This window comes from Pseudomonas sp. S49 (assembly GCF_009866785.1).
Lineage (GTDB): Bacteria > Pseudomonadota > Gammaproteobacteria > Pseudomonadales > Pseudomonadaceae > Aquipseudomonas.
In genome coordinates, this window is sequence record NZ_CP019432.1 from 5,899,834 (window position 1) to 5,915,108 (window position 15,275).

Sequence of the window (15,275 nt, forward strand, 5' to 3'; positions counted from 1 at the left end):
ACGCGTCTGCTACGCGTCCCTCAGTGATTTATTTGCCGCGAATCGGAGTCCGGAAACAACCGGTCATTATTCGGAGGGCACGTATTCTACAACTTCCAGATCGAAACCGGATATCGCATTAAATTTCATTGGCGCAGACATCAAGCGCATTTTGCGTACGCCGAGGTCACGCAGGATCTGCGAACCGGCACCGACGATGCTGTAGGTGGTCGGTTTTTTCGGCGTGGCCTGATCACCGGTTTCGCGGATGTGCGCGAGCAGCACGTCGCCATCGAGCGGATGACCGAGCAACAGCACCACACCGCTGCCTGCCTCGGCAACCGCAGCCATGGCGGCGCGCAGGCTCCAGCGGCCCGGTTGCTTGACCATCAGCAGGTCGCGCAGCGGGTCCATGTTGTGCACACGAACTAGTGTCGGTTCTTCAGCGCAAACAGTGCCCAGGGTCAGCGCCATGTGCACGTCGCCTTCCACGGAATCACGATAGGTCACCAGGTTGAATTGGCCCAGTTCGCTGTCCAGTGGCTGCTCGGCAATCCGCTGAACGGTACGTTCGTGGATCATCCGGTAGTGAATCAGGTCGGCAATGGTGCCGATCTTGATGTTGTGCTCAGCGGCGAAAGCTTCCAGTTCAGCGCGACGGGACATGGTGCCGTCGTCGTTCATCACTTCGCAGATCACCCCGCTCGGCTCGAAACCGGCCATGCGCGCGAGGTCGCAAGCCGCTTCAGTGTGGCCGGCGCGAGCAAGGGTGCCGCCGGCCTGTGCCATCAGCGGGAAAATGTGGCCCGGGCTGACGATATCTTCCGCCTTGGCGTCCTTGGCCGCAGCCGCTTGCACGGTGCGCGCACGGTCAGCGGCGGAGATGCCGGTGGTCACGCCTTCGGCGGCTTCGATCGACACGGTGAACTTGGTGCCGAAACCGGAACCGTTGCGCGGCGCCATCAACGGCAGCTTCAACAGTTCGCAGCGCTCGCGGCTCATCGGCATGCAGATCAGGCCACGGGCGTGCTTGGCCATGAAGTTGATGTGTTCGGCCTGGCAGCATTCGGCGGCCATGATCAGGTCGCCTTCGTTCTCGCGATCTTCGTCATCCATGAGGATGACCATCTTGCCTTGGCGGATGTCTTCAACCAGTTCTTCGATGCTATTGAGCGCCACAAGGCACCCCCTTCAGTCAGGATTTGAGATAGCCGTTGGCGGCCAGAAAGCTTTCGGTGATCGTGCCGCCGGATGCCGACTCTGCGGCCTTGTCGCCCAAAAGCAGACGCTCCAGATAACGCGCCAGCAAGTCGACTTCCAGATTCACCCGACGACCTGGCTTGTACGACGCCATGATGGTTTCGCTCAGGGTGTGCGGGATGATCGTCAGCATGAACTCGGCGCCATCGACTGCGTTCACGGTGAGGCTGGTGCCGTCGACGGTGATCGAGCCTTTGTGGGCGATGTACTTGGCCAATTCTTTCGGCGCGCGGATGCGAAATTCCACGGCGCGGGCGTTGTCGCTGCGCGAGACGATTTCACCGACACCGTCGACGTGGCCGCTGACCAGATGCCCGCCGAGACGAGTGGTCGGGGTCAGAGCTTTTTCCAGATTGACCGGGCTGCCGCTTTTCAGGTCATTCATAGCGGTGCAGTCGAGGGTTTCGCGGCTGACGTCGGCAGCAAAGCCGTCGCCCGGCAGCTCAACGGCGGTCAGGCAAACGCCGTTGACCGCGATGCTGTCGCCGAGTTTGACGTCGCTCAGGTCGAGCTTGCCGGTGGCGACGTGGACCCGCACATCACCGCCCTTTGGGGTCAGTGCGCGGATACTGCCGATGGATTCGATGATGCCGGTAAACATGGGGTTCTCCTTGAGAACTAAGCCAGCGTAATAACGATGGCCGGGAATTATACGCTCGCCGCTTGAGCAGGGATGGCAGTGACTCGCCAGTCATCGCCTACCGCGCGAATTTCAGTGATTTTCAGCTCTGGCGCATCCTTCATATAAGCCAGCGGCCAGTCCAGCAACGGACGCGCCGTGGAGCCGAGGAACTTGCCGGCGATGAAGATCACGAACTCGTCGACCAGACCCAGCTGAGCAAAAGCGCCGGCCAGGCGTGGGCCAGCTTCGACGAGCACTTCGTTGGTACCACGGTTGGCCAGTTCGATCAGCAATTGATGCAGATCGACCTGACCGTCATCACCCGGCACGATCAGGCATTCAGGGCCGTGAGCGTATTGCTCTTCGATCGCGACGCAGGTGGCCACCAACGCTGGGCCTGCCTTGAAGAACGGCGCATCCAGCGGCACCCGCAGGCGTCCGTCGATCAGCACGCGCAGCGGCGGGCGACTCATGGCCAGCGCGGTTTGCTCGCTGTCCAGACCGAGTTCGTCAGCGCGAACAGTCAAGCGCGCACCGTCGGCCAGCACGGTGTCGGCGCCGGTCAGCACCACGGCGGCCTGAGCGCGCAAACGCTGAACGGCCGAACGCGCAGCCGGACCGGTGATCCATTGGCTTTCGCCGCTTTCCATCGCCGTGCGCCCGTCGAGACTCATGGCCAACTTGACCCGCACGAACGGCAAGCCGTGTTCCATGCGCTTCAGAAAACCTTGATTGAGCTTGCGCGCCTCGGCTTCGAGTACACCACTTTCAGTGGCGATACCGGCATCGGCCAGACGCTGCAAACCACGACCGGCAACTTGCGGATTGGGATCACGCATCGCCGCAACGACTCGGCCAACACCGGCATTCACCAGCGCATCGGCGCACGGCGGTGTGCGGCCATGGTGGCTGCACGGCTCGAGGGTCACATAAGCGGTAGCGCCACGGGCCAGTTCACCAGCGGCGCGCAACGCGTGGACTTCGGCGTGCGGTTCACCGGCGCGTTCATGCCAGCCTTCGCCGACAATCTGCCCGTCGCGCACCACCACGCAGCCGACCCGAGGATTGGGGTGCGTGGTGTAGTGACCTTTACGCGCCAGTTCCAGCGCACGCGCCATGAAGTGAGCGTCGAGGATGGCCTGCTCGGCGACGGTGGTCATTCTTTCACCGGTTCGCGGGCGAGTCGGTCGATTTCTTCGCGGAATTCGTTGAGATCCTGGAAGCGCTTGTACACCGAAGCGAAACGGATGTAGGCGACTTCATCAAGCTTTTGCAGCTCGGCCATGACCAGTTCGCCGACCACAAGGGATTTGACCTCGCGTTCGCCGGTGGCGCGCAGCTTGTGCTTGATGTGAACCAGAGAGGATTCGAGGCGCTCGACGCTCACCGGACGTTTCTCCAGGGCGCGTTGCATGCCGGCGCGGAGTTTTTCTTCGTCGAACGGTTGGCGGCTGCCGTCAGTTTTGATCAGGCGCGGCAACACCAGTTCGGCCGTCTCGAACGTCGTGAAACGCTCGCCGCAGGCCAGGCATTCACGCCGGCGGCGCACCTGTTCGCCCTCGGCGACCAGACGCGAGTCGATGACCTTGGTGTCGTTGGCACCGCAGAAGGGACAGTGCATGGTGGCTGGCAACAAAAAAAGGGAGGGCCATGGTAGCGCATCCCGGTGGCAAGACAAGCCATAGGCTTTGCGGTATACAGAACGGCATGATCGTTTGATCCATGGATTTCATTTTGCTGGAGCATCCAATGCCGTTACGTCCGCTCGTTTTGCTCAGTCTTTTCAGCCTGCTGGTGGCCTGTGGCAGCGATGCACCCAAGCCCCAGCCGCCAACGCCGGGCCCTGCGCCGCAACAGGCGCAGAAAAAAGCCAAGGAAGCCGCTGACCTCGGCCCGCTGCCGGCCTATCAACGCGAACTGAGCGGCACCCTGCAAGGCGTGCCGGCCGGTGCCGAAGTCGAACTGGCGTTGCTGGTGATCGATGAAAAGGATCGCCCGCAACAATTGCTCGCCAGTTCCAGCCTGATCGGCAACAACCAGGTTCTGCCGTTCCGCCTGCGCTTCAACCCGGACGCCTTCCCGGCCGGCGCGCGGGTCGAGCTGCGCGGTCGCGCCAGCCAGTCCGGTCAGTTGATCCTGCATCTGCCGTCGCAAACTATCGGCCAGCCGACCACTCAGGCGTTGGGCCAACTGCAATTTGTCAAAGCACCATGAATGCACCGCTCGACCTGCAACAGGCGTTAGGTGAATTGCTCGGCGACGCCAGACTCAAGGTCTGTGCGTTGCCGGACACTGATTTACAGCTATGGCTGATCGATGGCGACAACATGGATCGCGAGTTCAGCCAGGAAGAAATTCAGCGAATTCTGCATGAGCCACCGTATTGGGGTTTCTGCTGGGCCAGTGGTCTGGCGGTGGCGCGGTATCTGGCCGAGTTCCCGGAGTGGGTGCGTGGCAAGCGCGTGCTGGATTTCGGTGCCGGTTCCGGGATTGCCGGGATCGCGGCAGTGAAGGCCGGAGCGCAGGAAGTCGTGGCGTGCGATCTCGATCCGCTGGCGATTTCCGCGTGCCGGGCGAATGCCACGCTGAATGGCGTAGAGATGAAGTACTCGACGGACTTCTTTGCCGAAGCCGATCGGTTTGATCTGATCCTGGTGGCGGATGTGTTGTATGACCGGGCGAATCTGCCGTTGCTCGATGCATTCTTGAGTCGTGGCCGTGAAGCGCTGGTGGCGGATTCGCGGGTTCGGGATTTTCGTCATCCGTTGTATGAGCGGATTGAAATGCTTGAGGCGATGACGTTGCCGGATCTGGCGGAGCCGGAAGAGTTCAGACATGTCAGCCTGTACCATGCGCGGCGCTAGCTAAAAGCTTCGCGAGCAGGCTCGCTCCCACATTGGATCTATGTCGTTCACAAATCCCCTGCTCGCGAAGGCGTCCGCCCATGCAACACACCTCTCAAAAGCTGACCGCTTCCGGCCACACCCCGCCAAGCCGTATAGTTGCCCCATCCACGCTTCTACGAGATCCCCCATGAGTCAGCAAACGCCGTACATCTTCGACGCCACGACGGCCGATTTCGACCAGTCGGTGATCGAGGCCTCTTTCAACAAACCGGTGCTGGTGGATTTCTGGGCCGAATGGTGTGCGCCGTGCAAGGCGCTGATGCCGATGCTGCAAGGGATTGCCGAGAGCTATCAGGGCGAGTTGCTGCTGGCCAAGGTCAACTGCGACATCGAGCAGGACATCGTCGCCCGCTTCGGCATTCGCAGCCTGCCGACCGTAGTGCTGTTCAAGGACGGTCAACCGGTCGACGGTTTTGCCGGTGCGCAACCGGAATCCGCCGTACGCGCCCTGCTTGAGCCACATGTGCAGATGCCACCGCCGGCCGCAGCCGATCCGTTCGAGCAGGCTCAGGCACTGTTCGATGACGGTCGATACGCCGATGCCGAAGCGGCGCTGGTGGTGATGCTCAATGAAGACAATACCAACGCCAAGGCGTTGATCCTCTACGCGCGCTGCCTGACTGAACGCGGCGAACTGGACGAAGCGCAAACCGTGCTGGATGCAGTCAAGAGCGACGAACACAAAGCCGCACTGGCCGGAGCCAAGGCGCAGATCAAGTTCCTCGGCCTGGCGCGTGACCTGCCGGATGCCGCCGACCTGAAAGCGCGTTTGGCGAAAGATCCGCAGGACGATGAAGCGGTGTATCAACTGGCGATTCAGCAACTGGCGCGCCAGCAATACGAGGCGGCGCTGGAGGCGCTGCTCAAGCTGTTCATCCGCAACCGCAGTTATGGCGAAGGTCTGCCGCACAAGACCTTGCTGCAGGTGTTCGAGCTGCTGGGCAACGATCATCCGCTGGTGACGGTGTACCGCCGCAAGATGTTTGCTGCGCTTTATTAAGATCAAAAGATCGCAGCCTGCGGCAGCTCCTACATTGGGATCGTGTACACCCTTGTAGGAGCTGCCGCAGGCTGCGATCTTTTGCAACTCACTCGATCCAGCTGTAGAGCGGCGTATCCCCGCCGCTCACCACTTTCACCTCCGAACTGTGGCGCAGGCGCACCAGCAAGCGTTTGCCCGCTGCCGCGCTGCCGGTCAGCCCTTCCAGCTGATCAAGCAGGTCCGGACCGCTGAGTTGCCCGGCCTTGCGCAACAGATCCTTAGCCACCTGCCACAACGCATCGTCCTGATTCAGCGGTTTCGCTGCCGGAGCTGACGCGAGCGCTTCAGATTGCGCAAGCGGCGCCTGCCCATTCAGCGCCGAACCGAGCTTCGCCCAGTCGCCGTCATCCAGTTCCACCGTCAAGTCCACCGGCACATCGCCGACGGTTCCGCGTATCCGCAACATTGAGTTCGCTCCCGCACATTTCTGACCTGCATGCTCCCACGGGACTTGTGCAACGCCAAGTAAAGGCGCCAAACGCATCTGGTAATTCTTGGATAATCGACTACATTGATCTCTTTTTCGCGGGAAGGATCCCAATGTCTTCAGGACGAAAACTGGCCTCAAAGGGAGGCCCGACCTCGACAGGTGGTGTGGTACTTGAGGGAAATGAAAACCTCAATATCGAAGGAAAAATAATCGCCTCCATCGGACAACTCGCCAGTTGTCCGATTTGCGGTCCCGGCAAAGGTCCGATCGTGGCGGTGGGCGAAAGAACGCTGATATTGCCTGCTGGCCCCGCCGCTTTGGTAGATGATTATGTCGCCTGCGGCTGCCCGCCCATGTCCAACAAACTGCTGCCTCAACAACACAGTGGTTTTGCCGGAATAGGCCGCCCCACCCCTATCGACATGGGGCCACCGATTGTTGCGCTGACTTCGTATCGTTACCTGCAGGTAATCATCGAACGCTTGGACGACGTCGAAAAGCCTGGACTGTCCTACAAACTCAAAGACAAAAAAAAGGTGGCTGTCTTGCAAGACAGCACCTGCAGCGCCACGGGTGAAGGCTGCGAACACAAAGTAGAAAACCACGCGGATTACGACACTCTGTTTGTCGGTGAAGATTCCGAGTGGTCGTTTTATGCCTACGAAGAACCGTTGCAACAGGATCTGTCATGAAATCGGAAATCAAACTGATCTTTAAAGACTTTCTGATGCAGCCACCAAAAGGCATCAAGTTTCAGATGCTGGTGGATGGATCGATCATCGACGACAACATTATTCAGAACGATGACAAACCCCGCATTTACTCGCTCATCTCTGACAAGGGGCAAACCGGCATCACCCTCTCGGGTTCAAAGACATTGCCCTCGGTAAAAACCCGCGATAGCCACGAAGTTACTGTTCAGATCGTCGGCTCATCGGGAGCGACGAAGGCGATGCACACAGCCACGCTGACCGAAGGCAAATCACTGTCGATCGTCGCAGTTTCACCGTGGGTCAAGGTTCCCTTGTCCACCAGCGGTGCCGTTTCCAATGACACCTTTTACGAGGTGGAGTACGGGGTCAAACGCAAAAACGAGACCCGCACCGTGAAAGTGGTCATCCAGGATATGCCGCGCCGAATATTGATGGAGGCGCTTTCACACCGAGGTTCGACCGTATGGGCCGGTAACAAAGTTAAACACTCTTTACCGCATCCAACACTTAAGAAAAGCGTGGAATTCCGGGCGGAATCAAACAAGTGCAATGTGTTCGTCTATGACGTATTGACCGCAATCGGTGTCAATGTGGCGATGATCGAACATGGCTCTTCAAAGTATGTTCCGGGTTACTCCAAAGTGAGTCCGCCGACCGCAGGAGAATGGGCAGACGAAACCCGCTTGCTTAATAGCTGGAACGCCGAGAAATCACCGCTTCCCGGAGACGTCGGTGCGTATGCTGTCAATTACACTGATGCCAGCGGCCACGTAGGTTTTGTTCTGACCCAGGGTGTCTGCATTTCTGCAGGCTGGGACAAAATAGAAGTCAACGATGTTGGTTTTCGAATCGCATCGGGCAATGCCGCTCGCGGTGACCACGACTTCTCCATCTTCCGACGCTACAAATACAGCAAACCACAATGAAACGTCTTTTCTGGATAATCCTGACTGCTTCACTTTTACTGATTGTGGCATGGCGTTTTTTGTCGCCCGCCAACCTTTCAGCCTGTACCTACAAAGACATAGCGCCGGGTCCGCTGACCGCTGTGGTCAGCAATTACTTTGAGGGCAATAGCCGCATCGACTGGCGGGATATGGACGACCGTTTCGACATACTTTCTACTCCAGAAGGCCAAAAAATCGCTGGCCAACCAGAGCCGTACACCTGCGAAGCACTGCAGATACTACAAAGCCCGGCGTTCAGTCAGAGTGAAAAAATCTTCACCACTGCGTTGATGTTCCAGTTGCCGATAGGCCAATACATGGCCTTCATGGATCGTACCCATCAACTCTATGCAGAGGGCAAAATAGATCAGGAGGTCATGAAAGTGGTGATACGCCCACGCGGAACAGCCATCAAATACTGGTGGCTGCCAGCATGGCGCCAGCGCTTCACTCGCGATGCCCCGAGCGTACTTGAGGCAAATCTGATCAATTATGTGCTATCGGGCCATTACTGGTTCGACTATCCCGGCGCAGGCTTCTGACTCTAAAAGCGTGACTTCCAATCTAAGCACCGCCCCGGAATCTACCTTGGGCGGTGCTCAGTCATGTCTTGCGCAAAGCGGAGCACACGGGCAAACTCTGCGCACTTTCGTTATAAGATTACATAACAAACTCTTCACTTTACTTCCCGGAGACCGCCATGCGTCGTCTGCTGCTCGCTTTGCCGTTTGCCCTGTTGCCGCTGGCTATCGCCCATGCTGCCGATGAGCATGACCACGATCACGACCATGAACACGGCAGCCTCGGCGCGCATGAGCATGGCGTTGGTCGACTGAACGCGGCGCTGGATGGTCAGACCCTGGAGTTGGAGCTGGAAAGCCCGGCGATGAACCTCGTCGGTTTCGAACACGTCGCCACCAGCGATGCCGACAAGGCCAAAGTCGCTGCCGCCCGCGCACAATTGGAAAAACCGCTGACCCTGTTCAGCCTGCCGTCTGATGCCGGGTGCAAAGTAGTCAGTCAGGAACTGGAGAGCCCGCTGTTCGGTGACAAGCCGGATGCTGACGACCATGACGACGATGAAGCGGACAAGGACGGTCACGAGCATCACCACGACCACAGCGAAATCCATGCGCACTATCAGTTCAACTGCGCCACACCGGGCGCGCTGAAGACCCTGGATCTGGCGAACGTCTTCAAGACCTTCCCGGCGACGCAGAAAATTCAGGTACAACTGATCAGCGCCAGCGGCCAGCAAGGTACCGAAGTGACGGCCAAGGCTGCCGCGCTGAAATTCTGATCACTCCGTAAATCCCCTGTGGGAGCGAGCCTGCTCGCGAAAGCGGTGCATCAGTCGATATCGATGTCGACTGTCAGATTGCATTCGCGAGCAGGCTCGCTCCCACAAGGGTTCAGTGTCCAACCATGAAACTGGTGCCATGACCCAAGCACTCATCGAACTGTCCGACCTGGGCTTCAACTGGCCCGGTCACCCGCCGTTGCTGGACATCCCGGCGTTTCGTCTGGAAGCCGGCGAAACCCTGTTCCTCAAAGGCCCCAGCGGCAGCGGCAAGACCACCCTGCTCGGTCTGCTCGGCGGCGTGCAGAAACCCGGTCGCGGCAGCATTCGCCTGCTCGGCCAGGAGCTGACCGAACTCTCCGCCGGCGCTCGCGACACCTTCCGCGTCGATCACACCGGCTACATTTTCCAGCAGTTCAACTTGCTGCCGTTTCTCTCGGTCCGCGAGAACGTTGAGCTGCCGTGTCACTTCTCAAAAATGCGCGCACAACGGGCGAAACAGCGCCACGGCAGTGTCGATCAAGCCGCTGCCACCCTGCTCGCCCACTTGGGTTTGAAGGATGAAAGCATCCTCAGCCGTCGTGCTGATTCACTGTCGATCGGCCAACAGCAACGGGTTGCCGCCGCACGCGCATTGATCGGCCAGCCTGAGCTGGTGATCGCCGACGAACCAACCTCGGCACTGGATTACGACGCCCGGGAAAACTTCATTCGCCTGCTGTTCGCCGAATGCCGCGAGGCCGGCTCCAGTCTGCTGTTTGTCAGCCACGACCAGAGCCTGGCGCCGCTGTTCGACCGTCATCTGTCCCTGGCCGAACTCAATCGCGCCGCCACGTCTGCCGAGGTCTGAGATGTATCTGTTTCGTCTGGCCATGGCCAGCCTGGCCAACCGCCGTTTTACCGCCCTGCTCACTGCATTCGCCATCGCCCTGTCGGTGTGCCTGCTGCTCGCCGTCGAGCGGGTGCGCACCGAAGCCAAAGCCAGTTTCGCCAGCACCATCAGCGGCACCGACCTGATCGTCGGCGCGCGCTCCGGCTCGGTGAACCTGCTGCTGTACTCGGTGTTTCGTATTGGCAACGCCACCAACAACATCCGCTGGGACAGCTTCGAACACTTCGCCAGCAACCCGAAAGTGAAGTGGGCAATCCCGATGTCCCTCGGCGACTCCCATCGTGGCTACCGGGTGATGGGCACCACTGAAGCCTATTTCGAGCATTACCAGTACGGTCGCCAGCAACACCTGGCACTGGCCGACGGCCGCGCGTTTGCAACGGATCCGTTCGAAGTGGTGCTCGGTGCGGAAGTAGCCGATGCGCTGCATTACAAGCTCGGTGACAAACTGGTGCTGGCCCACGGCGTGGCGGCGATCAGTCTGGTCAAGCACGACGACAAACCGTTCACCGTGGTCGGCATTCTCAAGCGCACCGGCACCCCGGTCGATCGCACGCTGCACATCAGCCTCGGCGGCATGGAGGCGATTCACATCGACTGGCACAACGGTGTGCCTGCACGGGGCAACGGCCGGATCAGCGCCGATCAGGCGCGCAACATGGACCTGACGCCGCAAGCGATCACTGCATTCATGCTCGGTCTAAACAGCAAGATTTCCACGTTTGCGCTGCAACGCGAGATCAATGAATTCCGTGGCGAACCGATGCTGGCGATCCTGCCGGGCGTAGCGTTGCAAGAATTGTGGAGCCTGATGAGCACCGCCGAAAAAGCGCTGTTTGTGGTCTCGCTGTTTGTGGTGCTGACCGGGTTGATCGGCATGCTCACGGCGATTCTCACCAGCCTCAACGAACGGCGCCGCGAAATGGCGATTCTGCGTTCGGTCGGTGCGCGACCGTGGCACATCGCGAGTCTGCTGGTGCTGGAAGCGTTTGCTCTGGCGCTGACCGGGGTGATCGCCGGCGTTGCGTTGTTGTACATCGGCATCGCCGCTGCGCAGGGTTACGTGCAGGCCAATTACGGTTTGTATCTGCCGCTGGCATGGCCGAGCGAGTATGAATGGACGCTGCTCGGTGGCATTCTGGCGGCCGCGCTGCTGATGGGCAGCGTGCCGGCCTGGCGCGCTTATCGCCAATCCTTGGCCGATGGCCTGTCGATCCGTTTATGAGGATGTTCACCATGCCCCGCGCTGCACTCGCGCTGCTGTTGCTGATCGCCCTGCCCGTGTGGGCAGCGGCGCCGAAAGACCTGACGTGGTCGGAGATGATCCCGCCGGACGCCGCACCGGAAGTGCCGAACATGACGCCGCTGCACGACCTGTCGAAGATGGGCGATGCGTTGTCTGCCGAGGCGGCGCCAGCGGCGAAGCAGGACATGCCGAATGCGCCGGTGGTGCAGAGTCTCGACGGGCAGAACATTCGTTTGCCGGGCTACATCGTGCCGCTGGAAGTCAACGAAGAAGGACGCACCACGGACTTCTTGCTGGTGCCGTATTTCGGCGCGTGCATCCATGTGCCGCCACCGCCGTCGAACCAGATCGTGCATGTCAAAAGCGAGTTGGGCGTGAAGCTTGATGAGCTGTATCAGCCGTACTGGGTCGAAGGGCCGTTGCAGGTCAAGGCGTCGAGCAGCGAACTGGCGGATGCCGGGTATCAGATGGATGCCGACAAGATTTATGTGTATGAGCTGCCGGAGTGAATCCGGCGGTTTTGTGTTGATTGATCTATCGTCTTCGCGAGCAGGCTCGCTCCCACAGGAGATCACATTCCAGGGTGGGAGCGGGCCTGCTCGCGAAGAGGCCTTCAAGGTTCCACAGAAATCTGCTCCTTCACTGTTTCATTGAGCTGAGTCAAAAGACCGTATCAGTTGGCTTCGTACCATAGGACATCAGAAACTTTTAACGTCCTTTTGGAGCCCCCATGAACAAGTCCTTGCTCAGCGCCTCGCTGTTTGCCCTTGCGCTCGCAGCCCCGCTCGCCCACGCCCACGAAGCTGGTGACATCCTCATCCGCGCCGGTGCGATCACCGTCAACCCGAAGGCCGACAGCTCCAGCGTCAAAGTCGATCAGGGTCCGTTGAGCGGCACCAATCTGGGCGGCAAGGCGACCATGAGCAGCGACACCCAACTGGGTCTCAACTTCGCCTACATGCTCACCGATCACGTCGGCCTCGAACTGCTCGCGGCCACGCCGTTCGAGCATGACGTCAAGCTCAAGGGCACTGCCCTGCCAGCGGCCAATGGCAAGCTCGGCACCCTGAAACACCTGCCGCCAACCCTCAGCGTTGTGTACTACCCGCTGGACTCGAAGTCGCCGTTCCAGCCCTATGTCGGCGGTGGCATCAACTACACCTGGATCTACGACGAGCACGTTGGCAGCGAAGCCAGCGCCAACGGTTTTAGCAACTTCAAGGCGAAAAACTCCTGGGGTCTGGCCTGGCAGGTCGGTGCTGACTACATGCTGACCGACAACATCATGCTCAACGCCCAAGTGCGTTACATCGACATCGACACCCGCGCCACCGTCGAGAACAACGCGGTTGCACCGGGCACTCGCGCACGGGTCAACGTCGATGTGGATCCGTTCATCTACATGGTTGGCTTGGGCTATAAGTTCTAAGTCGAGTTATCGAACGTTCACGTGGTGGTGAATGAGGCTTGGTGGCGAGCAGGCATAGACCTGACGGCGACCGTACGCAGTTGATCGGGGGATAACATCCCCTTGCCACAGGGATAGCGACATATTCCGGCCGTGAAAAAGGCGCCTGTCAAAGGGCGCCTTTTTCATGTCCGCTGGAAACCTGTGGCGTGAACTGGATTCCCCCCTCACCCCAGCCCTCTCCCTCAGGGAGAGGGGGAATGGGAGCCGATTTGGGTGCCTTTCAAATCCGAGTTCGACTCGATATTTCACGTCGATGTATCTCGTCCAAACACCTCAGTCAGTCCCCTATCCCCCGGGAGAGGGAGCCGATTTGGGTGACTTTCAAAACCTGAGTTCGACTCGGTATTTCACGTCGGTGTAACTCGAAAGAACACCTCGGTCAGTCCCCTCTCCCTCTGGGAGAGGGCTAGGGTGAGGGGATTTTCAGGAGCGACCGAGCAACCGCGCCAAACCCACGCTCATCGCCGTCTGCTGCGGCAGCTTGAAGCGCTCCAGCAAGCGAGCGTTGTTCGCCCGCGAATGCCGGATGTCGCCGGAACGCGCCGGGCCGTAGCTGACGGGCGGCAGCTCACCGACCACTGCTTGCAGGGCTTCAAGCATCTGCTTGAGGCTCATTGCCTGATTCCAGCCGACGTTCACTGCACCGACCTCCACCTCAGGCTTTTCGATCGCCTGCACCAGCAGATCGACCAGATCTTCGACATAAAGGAAATCGCGCGTCTGTTCACCATCGCCGAACACGGTAATCGGCAGACCTTTCTGCGCGCGTTCGCTGAAGATGCTGATCACCCCGGAATACGGCGAGGACGGATCCTGACGCGGGCCAAAAATGTTGAAGAAGCGGAAAATCACCGGTTCCAGCGCATGTTGGCGACGATAGAAATCGAAATAATGCTCGCCCGCCAACTTGTCCGAGGCGTAAGGCGTCAGTGGCGCTTTGGGCGTGTCCTCATCAATCGACTCGCCCTCGCCGTTGTTGCCGTACACCGCCGCACTGGAGGCATACACCACGCGCTTGACCCCGGCCAGACGCATGGCTTCGCAGACGTTCAGCGTGCCAATGAAGTTGCTTTGATGCGTCTTCACCGGATCATCCACCGACGCCTGCACCGACGCCACAGCCGCCAGGTGAGCGACCGCGCTGCAGCCGTGCATGGCTTTGGCCACCAGCGCCGCATCGGCGACGTCGCCAACAATCAGTTCAACCTTCGGATTGTCCAGCGGCAGGTTGCTGCGTTTGCCAGTCGACAAGTCGTCGAGGATGCGCACCGAATGCCCGGCAGCGAGCAACGCATCGGTCAGGTGCGAGCCAATGAAACCGGCTCCGCCAGTGATTAATACAGTCCCTTTAGCCATGACGGTAGAACCTATCCAGTAAGCCCGGGAGTGCCGCACGCCAGGCGCGCGGTTTGATCCCGAAAGTGTGCAGAATTTTCTTGCAGGCCAGCACCGCGTGTTGCGGTTCCTCGGCAGCGTCCGGCCGCGCGGCGTGGGCCTGGGCGGTCGGCGCTTCGATGGCCAGGGCGTGCAGGCTGCGCGCTTCGGTCAGAATCGCCTGACCCAGCGCCAGCGGTGTGGTCGCTTCGTGGCCCGCGTAGTGATAAGTGCCCCACAGCGGCGCGGCGCAATCAAGTTGTTTGAGCACTGAAATGATCACTCGCGCGGCATCATCGACTGGCGTCGGGTTGCCACGACGGTCATCGGCCAGGAGCAATTCTTCCGGTTGCTCGGCCCGTGCGAGGAAACGTCCGAGGGTGCCGTCCGGGCTGTCATCGAGCAGCCAGCCGAAACGCAGCAGCACATGTTGCGGGCAAGTGGCGCGAACGCTTTGTTCGATCCGCCACAACGCCTGACCGCGCAGCCCCAGCGGCACTGGTTCGTCTTTTTCGCTGTACGCCGTGGCGCGCGAACCATCGAACACTCGATAACTGGAGGGCTGCACAAGGACGATGTTGTGGTGCTGGCACAGTTCGGCCAGACGCTCAACCGCGCGTTCCTGCCCGGCCATGCGGCTTTCGCTGACGGTTTCGGCCTGGAACCAGTCGAAATAGTAGGCGAGGTTGATCAACGCGTCGGGACGGGTGTCGTCGAGCAGTTGGGTCAGGCTCGCGGCATCCCAGCCGTTTTCGGGCGGGCGGGGGGCGAGGAAACCGATGTCTTCCTCCGCACCGAGGCGAATCAGCGCCTGCCCAAGGGCATTTCCGCCGCCCAGTAACATAAGGCGCATTCGCATAGAGTCAGCAGGCCCAGTCTGATTGGAACGATGGCTTTAGCGACGGATCTCGTGGAACCGTCGTCGATAATTACCGGAATCGTTGCATTTTGCGGGTTTAGTGCGCAACCGTCATCCGTAAAGTGTACATCCCGGATATTTGTAGCGCTTCGACTGGCGCCATCGCGAGCAGGCTCACTCCTACAATTGAAATGCATTCCCCTGTAGGAGTGAGCCTGCTCGCGATGAGGCCCG

At 59.8% G+C, this 15,275-nt stretch carries 18 protein-coding genes; 11 read left to right on the forward strand and 7 right to left on the reverse strand.

Going from position 1 to position 15,275, the window contains the following annotated elements; genetic code table 11:
* Positions 1–66 precede the first annotated feature (66 nt).
* The 4 genes from ribBA to nrdR are packed head-to-tail and all read right to left on the reverse strand — an operon-like array spanning position 67 to position 3,482.
* Entirely contained in the window at positions 67–1,158 is a 1,092-nt protein-coding gene (gene ribBA, locus PspS49_RS26070; RefSeq protein ID WP_127929942.1) for a bifunctional 3,4-dihydroxy-2-butanone-4-phosphate synthase/GTP cyclohydrolase II, read from the reverse strand.
* A 16-nt stretch (positions 1,159–1,174) separates the two neighbouring features.
* The gene (locus tag PspS49_RS26075) at positions 1,175–1,840 is read right to left on the reverse strand and encodes a riboflavin synthase (protein WP_127929943.1); all 666 of its coding nucleotides are present in this window, start codon (positions 1,838–1,840) and stop codon (positions 1,175–1,177) included.
* A gap of 47 nt (positions 1,841–1,887) precedes the next feature.
* Positions 1,888–3,021, reverse strand: a complete 1,134-nt coding sequence (gene ribD / locus PspS49_RS26080) for a bifunctional diaminohydroxyphosphoribosylaminopyrimidine deaminase/5-amino-6-(5-phosphoribosylamino)uracil reductase RibD (protein WP_160041982.1) — start codon at positions 3,019–3,021, stop codon at positions 1,888–1,890.
* Positions 3,018–3,482, reverse strand: coding sequence for a transcriptional regulator NrdR (gene nrdR / locus PspS49_RS26085; protein ID WP_007910946.1), 465 nt, complete (start codon positions 3,480–3,482; stop codon positions 3,018–3,020). Before nrdR ends, ribD begins: the two co-directional genes overlap by 4 nt.
* Positions 3,483–3,610: 128 nt before the next feature.
* On the opposite strand from nrdR, the gene PspS49_RS26090 reads away from it, so the two are divergent.
* From PspS49_RS26090 to trxA, 3 genes are all read left to right on the forward strand, one after another.
* A complete protein-coding gene (locus PspS49_RS26090; RefSeq protein WP_127929945.1) occupies positions 3,611–4,075 on the forward strand; it encodes a YbaY family lipoprotein in 465 nt (154 codons plus the stop codon).
* A complete protein-coding gene (locus tag PspS49_RS26095) occupies positions 4,072–4,725 on the forward strand; it encodes a 50S ribosomal protein L11 methyltransferase (protein ID WP_160041984.1) in 654 nt (217 codons plus the stop codon). The genes PspS49_RS26090 and PspS49_RS26095 overlap by 4 nt, the downstream gene beginning before the upstream one ends.
* A 169-nt stretch (positions 4,726–4,894) precedes the next feature.
* Complete coding sequence (trxA, locus tag PspS49_RS26100) at positions 4,895–5,767, forward strand: thioredoxin (protein ID WP_160041986.1); 873 nt, start codon at positions 4,895–4,897, stop codon at positions 5,765–5,767.
* A gap of 88 nt (positions 5,768–5,855) precedes the next feature.
* Here trxA and PspS49_RS26105 read toward each other — a convergent pair whose 3' ends face one another.
* On the reverse strand, positions 5,856–6,215 hold the full coding sequence (locus PspS49_RS26105) for a hypothetical protein (RefSeq protein ID WP_160041988.1): 360 nt from the start codon (positions 6,213–6,215) through the stop codon (positions 5,856–5,858).
* A gap of 134 nt (positions 6,216–6,349) precedes the next feature.
* On the opposite strand from PspS49_RS26105, the gene PspS49_RS29935 reads away from it, so the two are divergent.
* The 8 genes from PspS49_RS29935 (at position 6,350) to PspS49_RS26150 (ending at position 12,766) form a co-directional block, all read left to right on the forward strand.
* Positions 6,350–6,931 (forward strand): PAAR domain-containing protein, encoded by a 582-nt coding sequence (locus tag PspS49_RS29935; RefSeq protein ID WP_238786305.1) that lies wholly within the window; start codon positions 6,350–6,352, stop codon positions 6,929–6,931.
* Complete coding sequence (locus PspS49_RS26120) at positions 6,928–7,878, forward strand: CHAP domain-containing protein (RefSeq protein WP_150751771.1); 951 nt, start codon at positions 6,928–6,930, stop codon at positions 7,876–7,878. The genes PspS49_RS29935 and PspS49_RS26120 overlap by 4 nt, the downstream gene beginning before the upstream one ends.
* A complete protein-coding gene (locus PspS49_RS26125; RefSeq protein ID WP_150751772.1) occupies positions 7,875–8,441 on the forward strand; it encodes a hypothetical protein in 567 nt (188 codons plus the stop codon). Before PspS49_RS26120 ends, PspS49_RS26125 begins: the two co-directional genes overlap by 4 nt.
* 158 nt (positions 8,442–8,599) lie before the next feature.
* The gene (locus PspS49_RS26130) at positions 8,600–9,199 is read left to right on the forward strand and encodes a DUF2796 domain-containing protein (protein WP_127929949.1); all 600 of its coding nucleotides are present in this window, start codon (positions 8,600–8,602) and stop codon (positions 9,197–9,199) included.
* A 139-nt stretch (positions 9,200–9,338) separates the two neighbouring features.
* Positions 9,339–10,049 (forward strand): ABC transporter ATP-binding protein, encoded by a 711-nt coding sequence (locus PspS49_RS26135; RefSeq protein ID WP_122599851.1) that lies wholly within the window; start codon positions 9,339–9,341, stop codon positions 10,047–10,049.
* 1 nt (position 10,050) lies between these two features.
* Complete coding sequence (locus PspS49_RS26140) at positions 10,051–11,316, forward strand: ABC transporter permease (RefSeq protein WP_095122172.1); 1,266 nt, start codon at positions 10,051–10,053, stop codon at positions 11,314–11,316.
* An 11-nt stretch (positions 11,317–11,327) separates the two neighbouring features.
* Positions 11,328–11,846 carry a DUF3299 domain-containing protein gene (locus tag PspS49_RS26145; RefSeq protein ID WP_160041990.1) on the forward strand — a complete coding sequence of 173 codons (519 nt, stop codon included), beginning with the start codon at positions 11,328–11,330 and terminating at the stop codon, positions 11,844–11,846.
* 221 nt (positions 11,847–12,067) lie between these two features.
* Complete coding sequence (locus PspS49_RS26150) at positions 12,068–12,766, forward strand: OmpW family outer membrane protein (RefSeq protein ID WP_007910962.1); 699 nt, start codon at positions 12,068–12,070, stop codon at positions 12,764–12,766.
* 465 nt (positions 12,767–13,231) lie between these two features.
* On the opposite strand, the gene PspS49_RS26155 is transcribed toward PspS49_RS26150, so the two are convergent.
* Positions 13,232–14,164 (reverse strand): NAD-dependent epimerase/dehydratase family protein, encoded by a 933-nt coding sequence (locus PspS49_RS26155; protein WP_127929952.1) that lies wholly within the window; start codon positions 14,162–14,164, stop codon positions 13,232–13,234.
* The gene (locus PspS49_RS26160) at positions 14,157–15,041 is read right to left on the reverse strand and encodes a sugar nucleotide-binding protein (RefSeq protein WP_150650668.1); all 885 of its coding nucleotides are present in this window, start codon (positions 15,039–15,041) and stop codon (positions 14,157–14,159) included. Before PspS49_RS26160 ends, PspS49_RS26155 begins: the two co-directional genes overlap by 8 nt.
* Positions 15,042–15,275: the final 234 nt, after the last annotated feature.

Excerpts from the sequence above, each read along its gene's own strand:
- PspS49_RS26105 (WP_160041988.1), bottom strand. The coding sequence starts at position 6,215 with ATGTTGCGGATACGCGGAACCGTCGGCGATGTGCCGGTGGACTTGACG.
- PspS49_RS26155 (WP_127929952.1), bottom strand. The coding sequence starts at position 14,164 with ATGGCTAAAGGGACTGTATTAATCACTGGCGGAGCCGGTTTCATTGGC.
- nrdR (WP_007910946.1), bottom strand. The coding sequence starts at position 3,482 with ATGCACTGTCCCTTCTGCGGTGCCAACGACACCAAGGTCATCGACTCG.
- PspS49_RS29935 (WP_238786305.1), top strand. The coding sequence starts at position 6,350 with ATGTCTTCAGGACGAAAACTGGCCTCAAAGGGAGGCCCGACCTCGACA.
- PspS49_RS26140 (WP_095122172.1), top strand. The coding sequence starts at position 10,051 with ATGTATCTGTTTCGTCTGGCCATGGCCAGCCTGGCCAACCGCCGTTTT.
- PspS49_RS26135 (WP_122599851.1), top strand. The coding sequence starts at position 9,339 with ATGACCCAAGCACTCATCGAACTGTCCGACCTGGGCTTCAACTGGCCC.
- trxA (WP_160041986.1), top strand. The coding sequence starts at position 4,895 with ATGAGTCAGCAAACGCCGTACATCTTCGACGCCACGACGGCCGATTTC.
- PspS49_RS26145 (WP_160041990.1), top strand. The coding sequence starts at position 11,328 with ATGCCCCGCGCTGCACTCGCGCTGCTGTTGCTGATCGCCCTGCCCGTG.
- PspS49_RS26090 (WP_127929945.1), top strand. The coding sequence starts at position 3,611 with ATGCCGTTACGTCCGCTCGTTTTGCTCAGTCTTTTCAGCCTGCTGGTG.
- PspS49_RS26150 (WP_007910962.1), top strand. The coding sequence starts at position 12,068 with ATGAACAAGTCCTTGCTCAGCGCCTCGCTGTTTGCCCTTGCGCTCGCA.
- PspS49_RS26125 (WP_150751772.1), top strand. The coding sequence starts at position 7,875 with ATGAAACGTCTTTTCTGGATAATCCTGACTGCTTCACTTTTACTGATT.
- PspS49_RS26120 (WP_150751771.1), top strand. The coding sequence starts at position 6,928 with ATGAAATCGGAAATCAAACTGATCTTTAAAGACTTTCTGATGCAGCCA.
- PspS49_RS26130 (WP_127929949.1), top strand. The coding sequence starts at position 8,600 with ATGCGTCGTCTGCTGCTCGCTTTGCCGTTTGCCCTGTTGCCGCTGGCT.
- PspS49_RS26160 (WP_150650668.1), bottom strand. The coding sequence starts at position 15,041 with ATGCGAATGCGCCTTATGTTACTGGGCGGCGGAAATGCCCTTGGGCAG.
- ribD (WP_160041982.1), bottom strand. The coding sequence starts at position 3,021 with ATGACCACCGTCGCCGAGCAGGCCATCCTCGACGCTCACTTCATGGCG.
- PspS49_RS26095 (WP_160041984.1), top strand. The coding sequence starts at position 4,072 with ATGAATGCACCGCTCGACCTGCAACAGGCGTTAGGTGAATTGCTCGGC.
- PspS49_RS26075 (WP_127929943.1), bottom strand. The coding sequence starts at position 1,840 with ATGTTTACCGGCATCATCGAATCCATCGGCAGTATCCGCGCACTGACC.